The following is a 16,938-nucleotide window of genomic DNA, read 5'->3' as shown; positions in this document are numbered from 1 at the left end:
GCGGGGTCACTTCTCCAGTCAGAGAACACAGCCATTGTGCAGCACATCATAACTGCTCATCCCACAACGTACAGCAACCACTGACAGGAACCAAACAACGCGCCATATCAATCAGCTAAAGGCAGCCTCAAGTGGATTATGACTTGGCAAGACGTCGGCTCAGTGCTGTTGCCAGCGTCGCAGCAAGCGGCCGCGCAGGCCGCAATCGAGCAACCAGCTGTTGTCGAACACCCGCAGCAGCGCCTGCTTGGCGTGACGGGACATGGCCACCGCATGAAAGCGGGTCTGGCGCTGACGATAGCGGTTCATCTGATCGAGCAGGGCGTGGGGCAGGCTCTGGGCGATAAAATCGGAGATGACCAGCACATCGGCCTTGGCAAAGGCGGGATCATCGAGCTTGGCCAGTGCCTTCTCGAGGCAGGGCACCAGATCGGTACCGCCGTGAAAACTCATGGAGAGGAAGCGCTCCGCCTTCTCCAGTCCGGTATCGGCGGTGATCTCGAGGGTCGCCACCTCGGTGGAGAAGAGCATCAGATAACAGCCGCGCTTCTCGTCCATCGCCACCCGCAGCAGGGCCAGAAACAGCGCCTTGGCACACTCCTCCGGATATCCGCCCATGGAACCGGAGGTATCGACGCAGACGATAAAGGGACCGCGTTGCTGCAGCTGCTTGCCCCCCTGCTCCGGGGTGCGCAGCATGATGCGCTGGCGCGGCAGGGTACCCCGCGACTGATAGCTGAGCAGGCGCCGCTCCAGATAGCGGCGGTAGAACTCCAGCTCCAGCTCCGGCAGCCCCAGCATTACCGCCTCGCTTGGCAGCAGCCGCATCAAATCGCTCGCCTGATGAATGCCCACCAGATCGTCGGGCACATCGTCGCTGGGTGCCGGTTCCAGCTCAAGCACCTCGACCGGCGGTACAGGCTGCTCCTGCGCTCGCCGATCCCGCTCGCTGCGCCCGAGCAGACCGGCAATCTCCGCCAGCAGCGGCTCGCGCTGCAGCATGCGGGCGTACTGCTTGACCAGCACCAGACTGCGCTTGTGCCAGCTCCCCTGCGCCAGATCCCACAAGCCACCGGCGGAGATCTTGTTGGGGTCGAGGGCATCGGCCAGGGTACGGCTCGCCAGCAGCTGATCTTCAATCTCCTGACGCTGCTTCTCCCGCTCCGCCTCGGCGATCTGCTGCTGCAACTGCAGCAGGCTACCCACCAGACTGGCACGCCACTTGTCGATAAAGAGCTGGCACAACCCCTCGGTGGGGTGAGCCATCAGCTGGCGCACCAAGGATCGCGCCTCGCCGGCAAAGGGGCTGTACTGCTCCAGCGACTCCAGCAGGCTTGGCAGACGGCCAACCAGCTCGGTCATCGGCAGTTGCCGATGGGCCTGATAGAGCAGGTACTCCTGCTCCAGCGCCACCGGCACCGGTTTGTGGCGGATCTCCTCCCCCAGTTGCTCGCCCCAGCTCTGCAGGCGCTTTTTCAGCAACTTGCCCTGTAGCGGGGAGCGTTTGATGAACTCGGAGATCTTGGGGGACGCGGCCAGCAACAGCGCCACCTCGCCCGCCAGCTCCCCCTCGCCCATCAGCAGTCCCAGATCCAGCATGCCGATCTCAAGCATGACCTGCCCCTTAGCCGTCCAGTCTCGGCAACCGTTCGCGCCACTGTGCCAATTCACTGCGCAACAGCTCGAGATCCCGTCCCAGCACGAAGAAGCTGTCTTCCACCTGTTGCAGCCAGCGCGAGGCGATAAAGAGGTGCTGCTGATGACGCTCGAACAGGCTGCGCTGCTGCTTGAGCTCCTGCTGCACCTTGCCGGTCTGGCCCTGCAACTCGTCGAGCGCCTGCAACCAGGGCTCCAGCACCACCTCGGGAATAGCGCTGCGCTCCACCAGCACCAGCGGGACCTGCTGGCGCTGGATATCGAGCACCTGCAGCCGCAGTTCGTCGTCGAGCACCAGCTCGTAGTGCCCCTCTTTCGGGTTACCGAGCGGATGGCCTACCAACGCCTCGCCGGTAGGGCGCCAGTGAGAGAGCAGAGTGCGATCAAACATCAGGGTATCGGTCAGCCGCTCGGGATCGCTGCCATCCAGTGGTGCTGGCGTGAGCAGATGGAAGTGCACCTGCTTGCCAAAAGGCCTGGCATTGGCAAGCGGGATCTCGATCCCCCGGGCGCGGCGGCCAAACCACTGCTTGCGCTGCCGCGCCTTGCAGCAGAGGCGCTGGGCCACGCTCTGTTTGAGCTGCTTGAACTGATCCCGCAGGGCCAGCAGCTGGCGAGTCATCGCCAGTTGCTGATAGCCATAGAGGCGGGAGAACTCGGTCATCATCTCCAGCAGAGCAGTGCGGGACTCCTCGTCATGCCAGAGGCAATCCTTGAACAGCAGCAAATCGAGAGGGGCCACCTCGTCGCGACCGTTGAAGAAGGCGCTCGCCTTGATCAGCCGTACCGCCTTCTTCCAGCGCCGATCCGACACATAGCAGCGGTGTGCCAGCTGGCTGTCGAGCTGCTGACGCAGTTGATAGATAAGCTCGAAGCAGGCATCCGGCAACCGCACCTGTTCAATCTCACCCTGCCACTGCTCGTACTCGTCCCCGCGGATCTGCAACGAAGCGGGCAGGTTGTGGTGCGAATGACCATCGCTGGCCAGCATCGCCTGAAAGTTGGACTTCTCCTGCACCCGATCCATCCAGATCCGCACCAGCATCCGGTCGTAGAGCGCTTCCAGCCCGCTGTCCGGCGCTGGCAGCTCGTTGGAGGCGGTCACCAGCAAGCGCATCGGGATGGGGTGCTGGCTGTCGCCGTTGCGAAACTGCCGCTCGTTGATGGCGGTGAGCAGAGTGTTGAGGATGGCGGGGCCCGCCTTCCAGATCTCGTCGAGGAATACCACCTCGGCCTCGGGCAGGTAGCCGGCGGTGAGGCGCAGATATTTGCCATCCTCCTTCAGCGCCTGAATGGAGAGGGGGCCGAACACCTCCTCCGGCGTACTGAAACGGGTCATCAGGTATTCGAAGTGGCGGGCCTCAAAGAACGCCAGCTTGAGGCGGCGGGCGATCAGACTCTTGGCGATGCCGGGCGGGCCCAGCAGAAACACGCTCTCGCCACTGAGCGCAGCCAGCAGACCGAGGCGCAGGGCATCCTGCCGTTCATAGAGCCCCTCCCCCAGAGCGGCCAGCAGGCGGGGCAGGCGCTCCTGAATGGGAATGGCACGCGCAGAGTTCGTGGCTTGAGCTAAAGGCGACATAGAGACAATTCCAGGCTGGGATGATGATAAGCCCAAGGGGTGATGGCCACCTGTTCGTCCTTGGGGTTTCTCTTGTTATGATATTTATCCGGTTCGATTGCGCCAGAATACCCGACTCTGGCAGGAAAAAAACCGGATAACCCCCGCAGAGGGCCGCAAAGGGTGCAGAGCAACCCGTTCGCGTGTACCCTGCCGGCACGATTTTCCCCAATGCAGCAAGAGAGTGACTCCCCCATGACAGACCCCGTACGTCAAAGCATGCTGGCCCGTATGGGCATTCAGAGCTGGCAGCTGCGTCGTCCGGCCATGCTGGGTGTCGCCCCTGCCGAAGAGGCTGAAGCAGCCAGTACGGAATCGCCGCAAGAGGCTATCCCGCAGGCTCCTCGCCCTGCCGGCAAGCTCTGGCTGCTGGCTCAGGCACTACCCGCTGCGACACTGCTGGAGGATATCTGCCAGCTGCTCGCCATCAGAACCGATGAGGTCACGCTGCTGAGCACGCCCCCGGAGGCGCACTGGCTGCAACAGGAGCCGTCACCGCTGCTCTGGCTGACCGAGGCCGATTCCCGCTGGCCCGATGCCCTCGTCTGCCCGCTCGCCCCCGGCAGTGCCGAAAAGCGGGCACTGTGGCAACAGCTGCAGCCACACCTCGCAGCCCGGACAGCCTGACCCAATCCCATGCCCGTCGCTGCGGGCTTTGACGTTATCCCACGGAGCCACCATGCCTGAGTTTCGCCCCCTGCTCGAAGCCGACTTCGACCTCGTCTATCCCATCGAACAGGCCGCCCACAAGGAGCCCTGGAGTCAGGCCAACCTGCTATCCTGCTTTGGCCCCCGCTACCTCAACACCCTGATGCTGGTCGATGGCAAGCCGGCGGGCTTCTATATCTCGGATCTGGTGGCGGGCGACAGCTCGCTGATGAACATCTGCGTCCACCCCGCTTTTCAGGGCAAAGGGCTGGGCCGGGCGCTGCTGCAACATTATCTCGCGCACAGCAAGCAGAGCGGGGCGCAGGCCTGGTTCCTCGAAGTGCGCGCCGGTAACCAGACCGCCATCAATCTCTACGAGAGCGCCGGTTTTGCCGAGTATTGCCGCCGCGCCGGCTACTATGGCACCGGCCAGGATCGGGAAGACGCCGTGTTGATGTCGCGCCTGTTCGACTTCAGCTGATCCCGGCAATCCCACCCACCGACATAGTGACTGAACGAGGAGGGAACCCAGCCCTCCTCTCCCCCATTTCCCGCTTCCCTTTGCTTGCCCACTCCCCTTGCCTTCCGAGCTTCTGCTTCTAACGTCGGATCCGGTCTCAACCAAGCCGCTCGCACTGTGCAGAAGATGCGCTATTTGCCCTCTTTGTGATCCAGAACAAACGGCGAACACTTGTAAGCTGTAATATTGGAGTTTAAACTCTAGCCCGCTTTTTAGTGCCCTCGTGGGCGTACAACTGTAACGAAAGGATGTTTGATTGATGCCGAAGCTTCATCTGGTTCAATTGATGCGCGAGCGTATTGCCCGGCTTGGCAACAAGGCTGCCCTGCGCGTTCAGCAGGATGGTCAATGGCGTGCCATCGGCTGGCGCACTCTGGGTCAGGCCATGGACTACTGTGCCCAGGCCCTGATCCGCGCCGGACACCAGCCCACCGAAATGGTCGGCATCTATTCGCGCAACATGCCGGAGTGGACTCAGGCCGATCTCGGCATCCTCGCCGCGCGCGGCGTCAGCGTCCCCATCTACCCCACCAGCACCCTCGATCAGCTGCGCTATATCGTGCGCGATGCCAACATCGGCCTGCTGTTTGTCGGCGAGCAGCCCCAGTTCGATCAGGCACTGCAACTGATTGAAAGCGGCGAGATCCGCCAAATCGTTGCCCTCGACGGCAGCGTCAACCTACGCGGCTGCGCGCAAGCGAGCCACTTTCAGGAGTTTCTGGTCTCCGGCAACCATCAGCCCAGCGAGCAGGAGCTGCGGGTACGGGAAAGCCAGTACCGGATGGACGATCTGCTGACCCTGATCTACACCTCCGGCACCACCGGCGAGCCCAAAGGGGTGATGCTCGATTTCGCCAACATCGCCGCCTGCTTCGAGATGCACAACAGCCGCCTCGATCTGAACGAGCAGGATGTGTCGCTCTGCATGCTGCCGCTCAGCCACGTGTTCGAGCGCGCCTGGAGCTACTACGTGCTCTATTGCGGCGCAGAGAACGTCTACATCCGCGATCCGCAGAAGGTGATGGATGTGATTGGCGACGTGCAGCCGACCGTGATGTGCGCCGTACCGCGCCTCTACGAGAAGGCCTACGCCATGATCCAGGCCCGGGTTGCCCAGGCTCCGCGCCTGCGTCAGGCCCTGTTTGGCTGGGCCACCCGGGTCGGCAAGCAGATGGTCGCCACCCGTCAGGCGGGCAAGTCCGCCTCCCCCCTGCTCTACGGCCAGCTCTGGCTTGCCGAGCGGCTGGTTTTTCGCAAACTGCGCGCCCGCTTTGGCGGTCGTACCCGCTTCCTGCCAGTGGCCGGAGCCCGTCTCGCCGACGATGTGAACCTCTTCTTCCAGGCGATGGGGCTCAACCTCAAGTACGGCTACGGCATGACCGAAACCACCGCCACCGTCTGCTGCTACGAAGATCAGCAGTTCAAGCTGGGTTCCATCGGCACTGTGCTGAACGGTATCGAAGTGAAGCTGGGTGAGAACAACGAGCTGCTGGTGCGTTCCCCCACCGTGATGCGCGGCTACTACAACAAGCCGGAAGCGACCGCCGAAGTGATGACCGAAGATGGTTTCCTGCGCACCGGTGATGCTGCCGAGCTCGACAGCGAAGGCAACATCTACTTCACCGAGCGCCTCAAGGAGCTGATGAAGACCTCCAACGGCAAGTACGTGGCGCCGCAACTGGTTGAGGGAACCATCGGCAAGGATCGCTTCATCGAACAGATCGCCATCGTCGCCGATGCTCGCCACTTCGTCTCGGCGCTGATCGTGCCCTGCTTCGAGTCGCTGGAGGAGTACGCCCGCTCAATCAACCTGCAGTACCAGTGCAAGACCGAGCTGCTGCGCCACTCCCGGGTGGTGGAGTTCTTCGAATCACGCATCGCCGATCTGCAAAAAGAGCTGGCCAAGTTCGAGCAGGTGAAGAAGTTCACCCTGCTGCCGAGCGCCTTCTCCATGGAGCTGGGTGAACTCACCCCCACCATGAAGCTGCGCCGCAAGATCATCGAAGCCAAGTACCAGAGCGAAATCGAGGCGATGTACAGCCACGTCTGATACCGCTCGGGTCTCCGGAAACAAAAAAGCCGCTCATCGAGCGGCTTTTTTATTGGTCTGCCGTCAGGCAGTGGTCTTGCTGGTACCGAAGTAGTCGGCCAGGAAGTCATCGAACGACACGCTGTCGCTGCGCTCGCGCTCCCGCTGCTTGGCCAGCGAATCCTTCGCCTCACCGGCAAAGTAGGCCTCATCCCAGTACTGCAGTTCGCCTGCCAACAGCTCCTCGCGATAGCGGGTCGCCAGTTTGTCGCCGTAACAGCCATTGTCCTTGCCGCTCTCCAGCAGCTCCTTGAGCATGCGAGCGGAGTAGGTGAGCTCGGGGTCGAGCAGCTTCTCGCGATGCATCGCCAGCGTCTCGCGGTAGCGGTTGCGACCGCAGCAGCGATCCAGCAGGTCGGCTACCTGAGCCAGCTCCTCGAACAGCTTGAGGCCGTACTCTTTGAGGCCAATAGCATTGCCCTGCTCATCTTCCAGCGTCAGGCCGGGGCGACGCCCCTCCAGCACCACCTTGCTCTGGTTGCGGCGATTGCGGGCAATCTCCTCCTCGCTCAGCACCGGAGAGGGGCGCAGCAGACACCAGACCAGGAACAGGTCGAAGAAGCGGATTTGATCGGCGTCGATCCCCAGCGGCGTGAAGGGGTTGACGTCAACGGTACGCAGCTCGATGTACTCGATGCCGCGCTGCTCCAGCGCATCCGACGGCTTCTCGCCGCTGCGCGGGGTGCGCTTGGGCCGGATCGGAGCATACAGCTCATTCTCCAGCTGCAGCACGTTTTCGTTGAGCTGGCGATACTCTCCATTCACCTTGACCCCGATCTTGGCGAACTCGGGATCATGGGTATTGATGGCACGGCGCAAGCTGCTGACATAGGCCGGCAGATTGTCGTGGCTGATCTTGAGCCCCGCCTGGGAGCTGTTGGTATAGCCCAGATCGGAGAGACGCAGCGCGGTGGCGTAAGGCAGATAGAGGGTGCCCTTGCCGGTCTTCTCGAACGGCAGGTTGCTCTTGCGCCCTTTGAGGAAGGACTCGCAGATGGCCGGCGAGGCGCCGAACAGGTAGGGCACCAGCCAGCCGAAGCGGTAGACGTTGCGAATAAGCCCCATGTACTTGTCGGAGATAAAACGCTGGCTGCAGCACCCTTCGCACACCAGATCCTGCCACTCGCTCCAGAAGCTGTCGGGCATGGAGAAGTTGAAGTGCACCCCGGCGATCACCTGCATCAGGCTGCCGTAGCGATTCTTCAACCCCTGCCGGTAGAGGGTCTTCATTTTGCCGATGTTGGAGCTGCCGTACTGGGCCAGCCGGATGCTCTCCTCACCGCCGACGAAGCAGGGCATGGAGAGCGGCCAGATCCGCTCGTCACCCAGATGACGCATCACGTGGTGATGGATGTCACCCAGTTGCTCCATCAGGCTGTCGAGGGAGTCGGTAGCCGGGGTGATGAACTCCAGCAGGCTCTCCGAGTAGTCGGTGGTGATGTTGGGATGGGTCAGGGCCGAGCCCAGCGACCGGGGATGGTCACTCTGGGCGAGTCGACCATCTGGCGTGATGCGCAGACATTCACGCTCGATCCCGCGCCGGATCCCCTTGAGAGCAGTCAATCGCTCGGGAGATCCCAGCGCAGTCAGCAACTCGGTGAGTGACAAGCTTGTTGTAGTCATATTCACGGCTCATGTGAGGCCGCCCCATCCGGGGCGGCTCTTGATTTTTATAAAGCGTCAGTTACGGCAACTGCAGCGGATAGATGGGAAGATGAAGCTCCTTAAGGGGTTTTTCAAGCTTTTGCTTGTCTCCCACCACCACGATCACCATGTCGGCCGGATTGAGCCAGCGGGCTGCACTCGCCTTGAGCGTCTCGGCCGACACCGTCTTGATCAGGTTGTTCTGGGCCTGCACATAGTCCGGCTTCAGGTCATACATCACCATCTGCAACAGGAAGCCCGCCTTCTGGCCCAAGGTCTCGTAAGAGAGGGCATCCTGCTGGGAAACTGCGCTGCGCATATAGGCCAGCTCGACCGGCGTCGGGCCGCTCTTGCGGTAGTTGTCCATCTCCTTGAGGAACTGGCGAATGGCATCCACGGTCGCATCGGTACGCACATTGGCGCCGGTGGCAAAGGTGCCCACCTCGCGGTTGGCGGAGAAGCCGGAGCTGGCACCGTAGGTGTAGCCCTTGTCTTCGCGCAGGTTGAGGTTGATGCGGCTGTTGAAGTTGCCACCCAGGTTGAAGTTCATCAGCCCGGCGGTGAAGTAGTCACCCGTGGTATCGAACGGCATGGCGCGGCGACCAATGCGGATCACCGACTGGGGCGCCCCCGGTTTGTCCACCAGATAGATGCCCGGCTTGGCCTGCTTGCCCTTGAGTTTGAGATCCCCCAGAGCCGGCGTCGCCCCTTTCCAGTCGCTCAGGAAGCCGAGCTGCTCTTCGATCAGCTTCTGGCTCACATCGCCCGCCACCACTACCTTGCCGTTGGAGGGGTTGTAGTAGGCCTGATAGTAGTGCTTCACATCCGCCAGCGTCAGCTTGGCCACATCGGCAGGTACCCCGTCGGAGGGTTGGCCAAGGCGGTTGTTCTTGCCATAGACCAGCTCGCGGAACGCCTGTCCCGCCAGCCATTCAGGCTGCTGCTGGGCCTGTTGCATCCCCTGCAGCAGCTGCGCCTTGACCCGCTCGAAGTCCGCCTCCCGCATACCGGGGCGCTCGAACACTTCGCGCACCAGCGCCAGCGTCTGTGGCAACTTGTCGGCCAGCGAGCTGATGGTGATCAGCGTGTTGTACTGGGCACTGGAGACATCGATGCTTGAGCCCAGTTTTTGCAGCTCGTCGCTGAGCTGCCCCTCGGTCAGGCGCACCGACCCCTGCCCCATCATGGCGGCGGTCAGATTGGCCAGCCCCAGTTGCCCCTTCTCCTCTGCCCGGATACCGCCCGGCAGGGCGATCATGATGGAAACCGCAGGGATCTCGTCACTTCGGGTGCCGATGATCTCGATGTTCTTGTCGAGTTTGCCGTGCCAGATGGCGGGCACCTTGACGCTCACCGCATCGGCCGCCTTGGGCTGTACGCTGCGATCGAAACTGTCTTTTACCGGTCGCTCGGCCAGCGCCTGATCATGCTTGCTGTAGTCCGGCAGCTCGCGTTTGGCCGGGGTGAAATTCGGGGTGGCGACCTGCCACTCGGCCTTGCCTTTGGGTACCACGCTCAGCACTACCGCCGGCTTGTTGGCAATGAACTGGTCGTAGGCAGTTTTGACCTGCTCCGGCGTCACCTTGCCGATGGCGTCGAGGGTCTTGAAGACGTAGTTGGGATCCTGGGCAAACACCTGACCCATGGCGAGCTGACTCACCTTGCCGGAGACGCTGTCGAGCCCCCAGATGGCCGAGGCGCGATAGCTATTGATCGCCTTCTCCAGATCCTCCGGCTTGAGGCCGCGCTGGGCGAACTCGCCGATCACCTTGTCCACTTCGCTCTTGAGGGTCTTGAGGCTGCCATCCACTGCCGGGTTGGGGTAGGCGTAGACGGTCAGGGTACAGGCCAGCTCTTCGCAGTAGTGCGAGGCGCCCGCATCGATCGCCTTGCCGGTCTTGACCAGCGACTGGTAGAGCATGGAGCTGGCGCTGCCGCCCAGCACGTCGGCAAACATATCGAGTGCCGGCTCCTGCGGGTCACCAAGGGACACGGTCGGATAGCTGATATAGAGCAGCGGCAGGTGCACCTTGTCCTGCAGCGTCACGTAGCGGGTCTCGGGCAGGGTAACCGGTTTTGGCGTCGGCTCGGCCACTTCCGGGCCGCGCGGGATGGAGCCAAAGTACTTCTCGATCCAGTCGAGGGCCTGCTTGGTATCAAAATCGCCGCCCAGAGTCAGAGTCGCGTTGTTGGGGCCATACCAGCGCAGGAAGAACTGCTTGAGGTCGTTGACGTCAACCCGGTCGAGATCCTCCACATAGCCGATGGGCTGCCAGGAGTAGGGGTGAGTGCGCGGATAGAGCGCCTCGCCCACCTTCTCGCTCACCAGACCGTAGGGCTGGTTGTCGATGCGCTGGGCCCGCTCGTTCTTGACGGTGGCGCGCTGGATCTCGAACTTCTTCTGGCTCACCGCATCGAGCAGGAAGCCCATCCGGTCGGCCTCCAGCCACAGCACCTTCTCCAGCTGGTTGGCCGGCACGGTTTCGTAGTAGTTGGTGCGGTCCTTGTTGGTGGTGCCGTTCATGTCACCACCGGCTTCGTTGATGATCCGCATATGCTCCTGATCACCGACGTGCTTGGAGCCCTGGAACATCATGTGCTCGAAGAAGTGGGCAAAACCGGACTTGCCGACCGTCTCGCGTGACGACCCGACGTGATAGGTCACGTCGAGATGCACCAGCGGATCGGATTTGTCGGGCGCCAGAATGACGGTCAGGCCGTTGTCCAGCTTGTACATCTGATAAGGGATGGCGAGCTTGCCCTCCTCCTTGACCTGCTCGGAGACCAGAGTCGGAGCCGCCAGCACGGGCAGGGTGAAGCCCAGCAGAATGGTTAAAGGTATGACTTTGTTCACGGTAACCTCGTGAGTGACAAAAAGGGCTAGAAGATCTGACTGGCCAGTAGAAATACCAGAGCGTAACGCAACAATTTGCCGAGCCCTATCAGGACAAGAGAGCGCCAGAAGGAGAGGCGCAGCCAGCCGGCCAGCAGACAGAGTCCATCACCGACCACCGGCGTCCAGGCAAGCAGCAGACACCAGTGGCCATGTTGTTTGAGCCAGCCGAGGGCTTTTTGTTCCCCACGGCCTTGAAAATCTTCCGGTTTTTTCTTGAAGGTGGCGAGCCAGCCAAGCCACCAGGTGGTCATGGAGCCAAGGGTGTTGCCCAGCGTCGCCCACAGCAGCAGGCTCGCCATGCTCCACTCCCCTTTGGCCGCCATGGCCCCCAGCAGCACTTCCGAGCTGCCGGGCAACAGAGTGGCTGAGGTAAAGGCGCTCAAAAAGAGCCACCCCAGCCCCATCTCCATCATCCCGCTCATACAGGATAACCGTCGGCGGCGGGCATGCGCAGCAGCAGCTTGCCGCGTACATGGCCCCCTTCGATGCGCTGATGGGCCAGCGCCCCCTCGCTCAGGGCAAATTCACCAGCGATGGCAATCTTTACTTCGCCCTGGCGCAGCAGCATCAGCATCTGGCTCAGCTGCTTCTGATCGGGGTGCACCAGCATGCCGACCACCTCGATACCGGCAGCCGCGCCAGCATCCTTGATGAGCTGGGCTGTGATGGTGGGCACAGTCACCAGCCGGCCACCCGGCTTGACGCACGCCAGCGCAGCCTTGCCGCTCTCGCCACCCACCAGATCCAGCACCAGATCGAACTGGCCATCGGCGATCGCCTCGGCGAACCATTCGGCCTGATGGTAATCCACCATCCGGTTCGCCCCGAGACTATGGAGGAAGCTGTGGTTGTCGCCGCTCGCCGTGGCTACCACGTGGGCACCATAGGCAGCGGCAAACTGCACCGCCAGATGACCGACACCGCCAGCGCCGGCCAGAACCAGCACTCGATGCCCCGCCTTCAGCTCACCATGCTCGAACAGTCCCTGCCAGGCGGTGAGACCGGCCAGTGGCAACGCCGCCCCCTGCTGGAGACTCACCCCGTCAAGCTTGACCAGCTCATGCTCGCTCGCCACCACGGATTCAGCGTAACCACCGGCAGCAAGGGGAAAACCGACCATGCCACACACCAGAGCGCCCTCGGCCAGCGAGGCCACGCCGGGGCCCACTCGCTCCACCACGCCAGCCACGTCATAACCGGGCGTCCAGGGCAGCTTGTCCTTGTTCTGAGCCGCCGCCCAGCCAAGACCGGCCCGGGTCTTGGCATCGATGGGGTTGACCCCCGCAAAGCAGATGCGCACCCGTACTTCGCCATCGGCAGGCACCTTGTCGAGAGAGGGGTTGAGCTTGAGTACCGAGGGGTCGCCGAATGCGGTAATCTGTAGTTGCGTCATTGCACAAGCCATCCTGTTGATGCATCGAGGGTCAACAGAATAACAGCGAGGAGACCATGGCTCGAATGTTTCTTATTCCTCTGTTGCTGGCGCTGGGGTGGTGGGCATTCCTGCTCTACTTCCGCATCCCGCTCAAACAGGGGGCCAAGGGGTTTTACTGGATCATCGGCATCGGTGGCGGGCTGGCCGCCTTCCTCAGCCTGATGATGGTGCTGACCAACTAATGGTTACGCGTTCGATATCGAATAAAGGGAGCAACAATGCTAAGCGGACTGAATCATTTGACCTTGGCTACGGGAGATCTTGAAAAGAGCTTTACGTTTTACGTTGATTTACTAGGTTTTCGCCCCAAGGTGCGATGGGCTCGCGGGGCCTATTTAACCCTAGGAGAGTTGTGGCTCTGCCTTTCCTGTGACCCAGCTAAGCCCGCCGAAGACTATAGCCATGTCGCCCTGAGTATCTCCGCGGAACATTTCCCCGAATTCTGTGCCCGCCTGCGCCAAGCGGGCATCGAAGAGTGGAAGACAAACAGCAGCGAAGGGGACTCCTTCTATTTAAAAGACCCGGATGGTCATCAACTAGAGATCCATGTTGGCGACCTTGCCAGTCGCCTCGATTCACTCAAAACACGTCCTTATGAGGGCTTGGTCTGGTTCGAATAAAACGGGTTCAATCGCTGTCAGTACGCAGATGATAATGGCGATTGCTCCCCTGCCCCAACACCCCCTGCGACAGCAGATGGTGGAACACCCGATCCACCTCCTCCAGCGAGAGTGATAGCGCCTGCGCCACCGAGCGCTTGCTGCACTTGAGCTCACCGCTCTCCAGCGCGCCGCGCACCTGTGCCAGCACCTCGGGTGCAGGCTCGGGCGGCAGCATGGGCTCGGGCTGGGCTGCCTGAGCCAGTGCTTCCTGCTCCTCGGCACGGGCGCGTGCCTGCTGCCAGCGCCACATCCGGCGAAAACGGCTCTCCTCACCGATCAGGCTGACGAAGAAGGCACCGAATACGTCGAGCAGCACCGAGAGGAAACAGACCAGCAGAAACTGCACCTGGCTGATGCTCATCCCGACCCCGTCCGCCAGACTGCTCATCAGCCCCAGCATGGAGGATTGCTCATTGACCGGCTTGGCATCGCGCTGCTGACGCAACTCATCCTGCTGCAAGCGCAGCTTGGTGTTGGCGTGCTGCAACGAGGAGACGCCGCTGGAGATACGCTCCAGCTCGATATATTTGCGGGCCGCCTCTTCGTTTAGCTGGATCTGCCGCTCGATGCTGGCGATCTGTTCGTCAAAACGGGCGATCTCCCGTTCATGGCGCGCCTGCTGGCTCAGCACCGTATTGGTGGCACTGTTGATACCGCCGATACTGCCACCGATGGAGATGGCCGCCAGCACGCTGTAGAACAGCAACGACCAGAAGGCACCACTCAGATCCCGGCGCGCCTTGCGCTCGCCATACTCGTACCAGACGTAGAACTTGCCCAGCTCGAAAATGATCGCCAGACCGCCAAACAGCCACTTCATCAGCGGGTTGTCATCGATGGAGAGAAACAGCAGCAGGGAGAAGATGATGGAGGCCAGAATGGCCAGCCCGGTAAAACTGTATACCGTGGTGAGCGCGAACCATCCCTTGGGATAGCGCAGCGCGGAAGCGTCCTGTGTGGTCATGGTGAAACTGTGGTGCAGTGCAGGAAAAGTTGGCTGCCGATTATAGTCGGCAGAGCCGTTCAGAGAAGGGCAAACACCTGAATTCCTTCATATTGCAAACCAGCTGCCCAGAGTGCGACCAAAACGGACAAATTGGCAGCAGAAAAGCGCTACAATCCCCCTCCTGACTTCATCGTGTGGCGAGATGGGATACGATTCCGCCCGGGTTCAGCCCGCAGACGTATACTCATCCGCCGTTGCAATTATCCGAGGCCATCATGAACAGAACGACCCCTTTGCTCCTCTCACTCTTGCTGCTCGCCGGCGCAGCCCATGCCGACCAACCATCCCAGGAGAGCAGCGGCTCAACCTTCTCTGTCGATGCGATGACCTTCAATCTGGACTGGGATGACAAGCAGTTTGGCTGGAGCCAGAAAGAGTGCCTCGATCTGGGGGTAAACGACTATATTCCCTCTGACTGCAAGGGGATGAGAGTCAATGTCGAGAGCGAAGAGAATCGCAACCAGCCGCCCAGTACCAACCAGATGCCCGCTCCGCAGGGCAACAACCAGTAATCAGATGAGCAGGGGCCGAGTGGCCCCGCCGTTATGCTGCGTTACCAGTAGTTCTCCGCACTGATATTGCCGGGCGCCCGCCGCAGGTTCTTGGCCAATCCCAGTGCCAGCAAGGTTTGCTGGGTCTCTTTCACCATCTCCGGATTGCCACAGATAAGCACCTGACTCAGTTCGGGTGAGAACTCCAACCCTACCCGCTGCTGCAACTGGCCGCTGGCAATCGCTGCCGGGATCCTGCCAACCATTGCATCGTGCCATTCCTCTCGACTGACAAAGGGCACGTAACGAAAGCGCTCGCCATGTTGCTCGGCAAAGCTGGCGATCAAAGCCTGATAGCTCAGCTCTTCGCCTTTGCGCACCCCGTGTACCAGCACCAGATTCTCGAAACGGTTGAAGGCCTCGCCCTCGGCCAGCATGGAGAGGAAGGGGCCAATGGCGGTGCCGGTCGAGAGCAGCCAGAGATCGCGTCCGGCCGGAACCTCATCCAGTGTCAGAAAGCCGGTGGCCAGAGACTGCACCAGCAGGGTATCGCCCGCTTGCAGCGAGCCGAGGGAAGGGGTCAGCTCACCGCTCGGGATCTCGACCAGATAGAATTCGTGGTATGGCGCAGAGGGAGGATTGACGAAGGAGTAGGCGCGCTGAATGCGCCGCTCGCCCTGCTCAAGGGCCAGTTTGGTGAATTGACCTGCCTTGTAGGGGGCCAGATCGGCCGCTACCCGCAGGGAGAACAGAGTGGGTGTCCATTCGATGCGTTCGATGACGCGACCTTCGACCCAGGCCATAGAGATCTCCTCCAGAGGAACAGAGCTTCACTCTACCCCCGGGCCTGAAAATAAAAAACCCGCGCAAGTGCGCGGGTTTTCTCTGCAAAAGCGAATCGCTATTACAGGGCAACAACCTGGATCTGTACGGTTGCTTTAACGTCAGCGTGCAGCTGAACAGCAACTTCGTAGTCACCGGTGTTACGCAGAACGTTGCCCATGCGGACTTCGCTCTTGGCAACGGCTACGCCGGCAGCAGTGATGGCTTCAGCCACGTCACGGGTACCGATGGAACCGAACAGCTTGCCTTCGTCGCCAGACTTGGAAGCGATAACCACGGTAGCCAGTTCGGCCAGCTTGGCAGCACGCTCTTCAGCAGCAGCTTTGTTGGCAGCCAGTTTGGCTTCCAGCTCAGCGCGACGAGCACCGAAAGCTTCGATGTTGGCCTTGGTGGCCATAACAGCTTTGCCTTGCGGGATCAGGTAGTTACGGGCATAACCAGATTTCACGGAAACTTGGTCACCCAGACCGCCCAGTTTGGCGATTTTGTCGAGCAGGATAACTTGCATTACCTTTCCTCTATAAATTTCGTTGAGTTAGGCTTAAGTGCCGGACCGATTCTTACTTGTTGTGCAGATCGGTGTACGGCAGCAGAGCCAGGTAACGAGCACGCTTGATGGCGCGTGCCAGCTGACGCTGATACTTGGCGCGGGTACCGGTGATACGGCTCGGTACGATCTTGCCAGATTCAGTGATGTAGTTTTTCAGAGTAACGATATCTTTGTAGTCGATCTCGGTAACGTTCTCGGCGGTGAAGCGGCAGAACTTACGACGACGGAAATAACGTGCCATGGCCTTTATCCTCTAGTCAGTGATCCAGAATTACTCTTCGGAAGCAGCTTCAGTAGCTTCTTCGCGGCGCTCGTCGTCACGACGGGTGAAGCGCTCTTCTTTGGCCTTGGCCATCGGAGAAACTTCAGTCACGGCGTGCTTGGTGCGCATGATCATGTTGCGGATAACGGCATCGTTGAAGCGGAAGTTGGTTTCCAGCTCATCGATAACGGCTTGCTCTGCTTCTACGTTCATCAGAACGTAGTGGGCTTTGTGCAGTTTGTCGATCGGGTAAGCCAGCTGACGACGGCCCCAATCTTCCAGGCGATGAATGGTACCACCGGAAGTGGTGATGGCGCCGGTGTAACGCTCGATCATGCCGGGAACTTGCTCGCTCTGGTCCGGATGAACCATGAAGACGATTTCGTAATGACGCATTTTAGCTCCTTACGGATTAATTCAGCCTCCGCCCAGGTGCAGCCAGACCTCGGAGGCAAGGAACATAATGGTGTTTAGTCGCTGCTTTTCTAGGGCGGCGTATTGTACGAAATCGCATCCCTCACTGCAACTGACGACCTCAAAAGTTTTTCCCGATGGATATGATACAAAAGACCAATTGATAACAATTATCATTTAGATCTATTCTCTCTCCATATC

At 60.8% G+C, this 16,938-nt stretch carries 17 protein-coding genes; 6 read left to right on the top strand and 11 right to left on the bottom strand.

Going from position 1 to position 16,938, the window contains the following annotated elements:
- Positions 1-159: 159 nt before the first annotated feature.
- Together viaA and WE862_RS07485 are read right to left on the bottom strand one after the other, a co-directional pair.
- Positions 160-1,614 carry an ATPase RavA stimulator ViaA gene (gene viaA, locus WE862_RS07490; protein ID WP_042030677.1) on the bottom strand — a complete coding sequence of 485 codons (1,455 nt, stop codon included), beginning with the start codon at positions 1,612-1,614 and terminating at the stop codon, positions 160-162.
- A 10-nt stretch (positions 1,615-1,624) separates the two neighbouring features.
- Positions 1,625-3,238 (bottom strand): ATPase RavA domain-containing protein, encoded by a 1,614-nt coding sequence (locus tag WE862_RS07485; protein ID WP_042030680.1) that lies wholly within the window; start codon positions 3,236-3,238, stop codon positions 1,625-1,627.
- A gap of 234 nt (positions 3,239-3,472) precedes the next feature.
- Between WE862_RS07485 and WE862_RS07480 the strand changes: the two genes are divergently transcribed.
- The 3 genes from WE862_RS07480 (at position 3,473) to WE862_RS07470 (ending at position 6,495) form a co-directional block, all read left to right on the top strand.
- On the top strand, positions 3,473-3,904 hold the full coding sequence (locus WE862_RS07480; protein ID WP_042030683.1) for a DNA polymerase III subunit psi: 432 nt from the start codon (positions 3,473-3,475) through the stop codon (positions 3,902-3,904).
- Between the two features lie 52 nt (positions 3,905-3,956).
- Positions 3,957-4,406, top strand: coding sequence for a ribosomal protein S18-alanine N-acetyltransferase (rimI, locus tag WE862_RS07475; RefSeq protein ID WP_042030685.1), 450 nt, complete (start codon positions 3,957-3,959; stop codon positions 4,404-4,406).
- A gap of 298 nt (positions 4,407-4,704) precedes the next feature.
- A complete protein-coding gene (locus WE862_RS07470) occupies positions 4,705-6,495 on the top strand; it encodes an AMP-dependent synthetase/ligase (protein ID WP_042030688.1) in 1,791 nt (596 codons plus the stop codon).
- Between the two features lie 63 nt (positions 6,496-6,558).
- Here the strand turns inward: WE862_RS07470 and gshA are convergent, their stop codons facing one another.
- From gshA to WE862_RS07450, 4 genes are all read right to left on the bottom strand, one after another.
- Complete coding sequence (gene gshA, locus WE862_RS07465) at positions 6,559-8,157, bottom strand: glutamate--cysteine ligase (RefSeq protein WP_042030690.1); 1,599 nt, start codon at positions 8,155-8,157, stop codon at positions 6,559-6,561.
- A gap of 61 nt (positions 8,158-8,218) precedes the next feature.
- The gene (locus WE862_RS07460) at positions 8,219-11,032 is read right to left on the bottom strand and encodes a M16 family metallopeptidase (RefSeq protein ID WP_042030693.1); all 2,814 of its coding nucleotides are present in this window, start codon (positions 11,030-11,032) and stop codon (positions 8,219-8,221) included.
- 26 nt (positions 11,033-11,058) lie between these two features.
- Complete coding sequence (locus WE862_RS07455; RefSeq protein WP_033112967.1) at positions 11,059-11,496, bottom strand: YqaA family protein; 438 nt, start codon at positions 11,494-11,496, stop codon at positions 11,059-11,061.
- Positions 11,493-12,467 carry an NADP-dependent oxidoreductase gene (locus WE862_RS07450; protein WP_052448103.1) on the bottom strand — a complete coding sequence of 325 codons (975 nt, stop codon included), beginning with the start codon at positions 12,465-12,467 and terminating at the stop codon, positions 11,493-11,495. The genes WE862_RS07455 and WE862_RS07450 overlap by 4 nt, the downstream gene beginning before the upstream one ends.
- A gap of 56 nt (positions 12,468-12,523) precedes the next feature.
- Here WE862_RS07450 and WE862_RS07445 point away from each other — a divergent pair, with 56 nt between their 5' ends.
- On the top strand, positions 12,524-12,691 hold the full coding sequence (locus WE862_RS07445; protein ID WP_162516863.1) for a hypothetical protein: 168 nt from the start codon (positions 12,524-12,526) through the stop codon (positions 12,689-12,691).
- Between the two features lie 36 nt (positions 12,692-12,727).
- A complete protein-coding gene (fos, locus tag WE862_RS07440) occupies positions 12,728-13,129 on the top strand; it encodes a fosfomycin resistance glutathione transferase (RefSeq protein WP_042030698.1) in 402 nt (133 codons plus the stop codon).
- Positions 13,130-13,136: 7 nt separating this feature from the next.
- On the opposite strand, the gene WE862_RS07435 is transcribed toward fos, so the two are convergent.
- Entirely contained in the window at positions 13,137-14,135 is a 999-nt protein-coding gene (locus WE862_RS07435; protein WP_033112964.1) for a hypothetical protein, read from the bottom strand.
- 257 nt (positions 14,136-14,392) lie between these two features.
- Here WE862_RS07435 and WE862_RS07430 point away from each other — a divergent pair, with 257 nt between their 5' ends.
- Positions 14,393-14,689: a hypothetical protein gene (locus tag WE862_RS07430; RefSeq protein WP_041209119.1), complete on the top strand. Its 297-nt coding sequence runs from the start codon at positions 14,393-14,395 to the stop codon at positions 14,687-14,689.
- 41 nt (positions 14,690-14,730) lie between these two features.
- Here WE862_RS07430 and WE862_RS07425 read toward each other — a convergent pair whose 3' ends face one another.
- From WE862_RS07425 to rpsF, 4 genes are all read right to left on the bottom strand, one after another.
- Positions 14,731-15,471 carry a ferredoxin--NADP reductase gene (locus tag WE862_RS07425; protein WP_042030700.1) on the bottom strand — a complete coding sequence of 247 codons (741 nt, stop codon included), beginning with the start codon at positions 15,469-15,471 and terminating at the stop codon, positions 14,731-14,733.
- Between the two features lie 101 nt (positions 15,472-15,572).
- Complete coding sequence (gene rplI / locus WE862_RS07420; RefSeq protein WP_005340490.1) at positions 15,573-16,019, bottom strand: 50S ribosomal protein L9; 447 nt, start codon at positions 16,017-16,019, stop codon at positions 15,573-15,575.
- A gap of 52 nt (positions 16,020-16,071) precedes the next feature.
- Positions 16,072-16,302: a 30S ribosomal protein S18 gene (gene rpsR / locus WE862_RS07415; protein WP_005308890.1), complete on the bottom strand. Its 231-nt coding sequence runs from the start codon at positions 16,300-16,302 to the stop codon at positions 16,072-16,074.
- Positions 16,303-16,332: 30 nt separating this feature from the next.
- On the bottom strand, positions 16,333-16,719 hold the full coding sequence (gene rpsF, locus WE862_RS07410; RefSeq protein WP_005308887.1) for a 30S ribosomal protein S6: 387 nt from the start codon (positions 16,717-16,719) through the stop codon (positions 16,333-16,335).
- Positions 16,720-16,938: the final 219 nt, after the last annotated feature.

The organism is Aeromonas jandaei, assembly GCF_037890695.1.
Classification (GTDB): domain Bacteria; phylum Pseudomonadota; class Gammaproteobacteria; order Enterobacterales; family Aeromonadaceae; genus Aeromonas; species Aeromonas jandaei.
This window is presented reverse-complemented; position numbering and strand designations above follow the sequence as displayed.

What these genes read in the sequence shown, in the direction of transcription:
- rplI (WP_005340490.1), bottom strand. Translation starts at nt 16,019, where the DNA reads ATGCAAGTTATCCTGCTCGACAAAATCGCCAAACTGGGCGGTCTGGGT.
- fos (WP_042030698.1), top strand. Translation starts at nt 12,728, where the DNA reads ATGCTAAGCGGACTGAATCATTTGACCTTGGCTACGGGAGATCTTGAA.
- WE862_RS07450 (WP_052448103.1), bottom strand. Translation starts at nt 12,467, where the DNA reads ATGACGCAACTACAGATTACCGCATTCGGCGACCCCTCGGTACTCAAG.
- rpsR (WP_005308890.1), bottom strand. Translation starts at nt 16,302, where the DNA reads ATGGCACGTTATTTCCGTCGTCGTAAGTTCTGCCGCTTCACCGCCGAG.
- WE862_RS07455 (WP_033112967.1), bottom strand. Translation starts at nt 11,496, where the DNA reads ATGAGCGGGATGATGGAGATGGGGCTGGGGTGGCTCTTTTTGAGCGCC.
- rpsF (WP_005308887.1), bottom strand. Translation starts at nt 16,719, where the DNA reads ATGCGTCATTACGAAATCGTCTTCATGGTTCATCCGGACCAGAGCGAG.
- WE862_RS07445 (WP_162516863.1), top strand. Translation starts at nt 12,524, where the DNA reads ATGGCTCGAATGTTTCTTATTCCTCTGTTGCTGGCGCTGGGGTGGTGG.
- viaA (WP_042030677.1), bottom strand. Translation starts at nt 1,614, where the DNA reads ATGCTTGAGATCGGCATGCTGGATCTGGGACTGCTGATGGGCGAGGGG.
- WE862_RS07435 (WP_033112964.1), bottom strand. Translation starts at nt 14,135, where the DNA reads ATGACCACACAGGACGCTTCCGCGCTGCGCTATCCCAAGGGATGGTTC.
- rimI (WP_042030685.1), top strand. Translation starts at nt 3,957, where the DNA reads ATGCCTGAGTTTCGCCCCCTGCTCGAAGCCGACTTCGACCTCGTCTAT.
- WE862_RS07485 (WP_042030680.1), bottom strand. Translation starts at nt 3,238, where the DNA reads ATGTCGCCTTTAGCTCAAGCCACGAACTCTGCGCGTGCCATTCCCATT.
- WE862_RS07430 (WP_041209119.1), top strand. Translation starts at nt 14,393, where the DNA reads ATGAACAGAACGACCCCTTTGCTCCTCTCACTCTTGCTGCTCGCCGGC.
- gshA (WP_042030690.1), bottom strand. Translation starts at nt 8,157, where the DNA reads ATGACTACAACAAGCTTGTCACTCACCGAGTTGCTGACTGCGCTGGGA.
- WE862_RS07480 (WP_042030683.1), top strand. Translation starts at nt 3,473, where the DNA reads ATGACAGACCCCGTACGTCAAAGCATGCTGGCCCGTATGGGCATTCAG.
- WE862_RS07470 (WP_042030688.1), top strand. Translation starts at nt 4,705, where the DNA reads ATGCCGAAGCTTCATCTGGTTCAATTGATGCGCGAGCGTATTGCCCGG.
- WE862_RS07425 (WP_042030700.1), bottom strand. Translation starts at nt 15,471, where the DNA reads ATGGCCTGGGTCGAAGGTCGCGTCATCGAACGCATCGAATGGACACCC.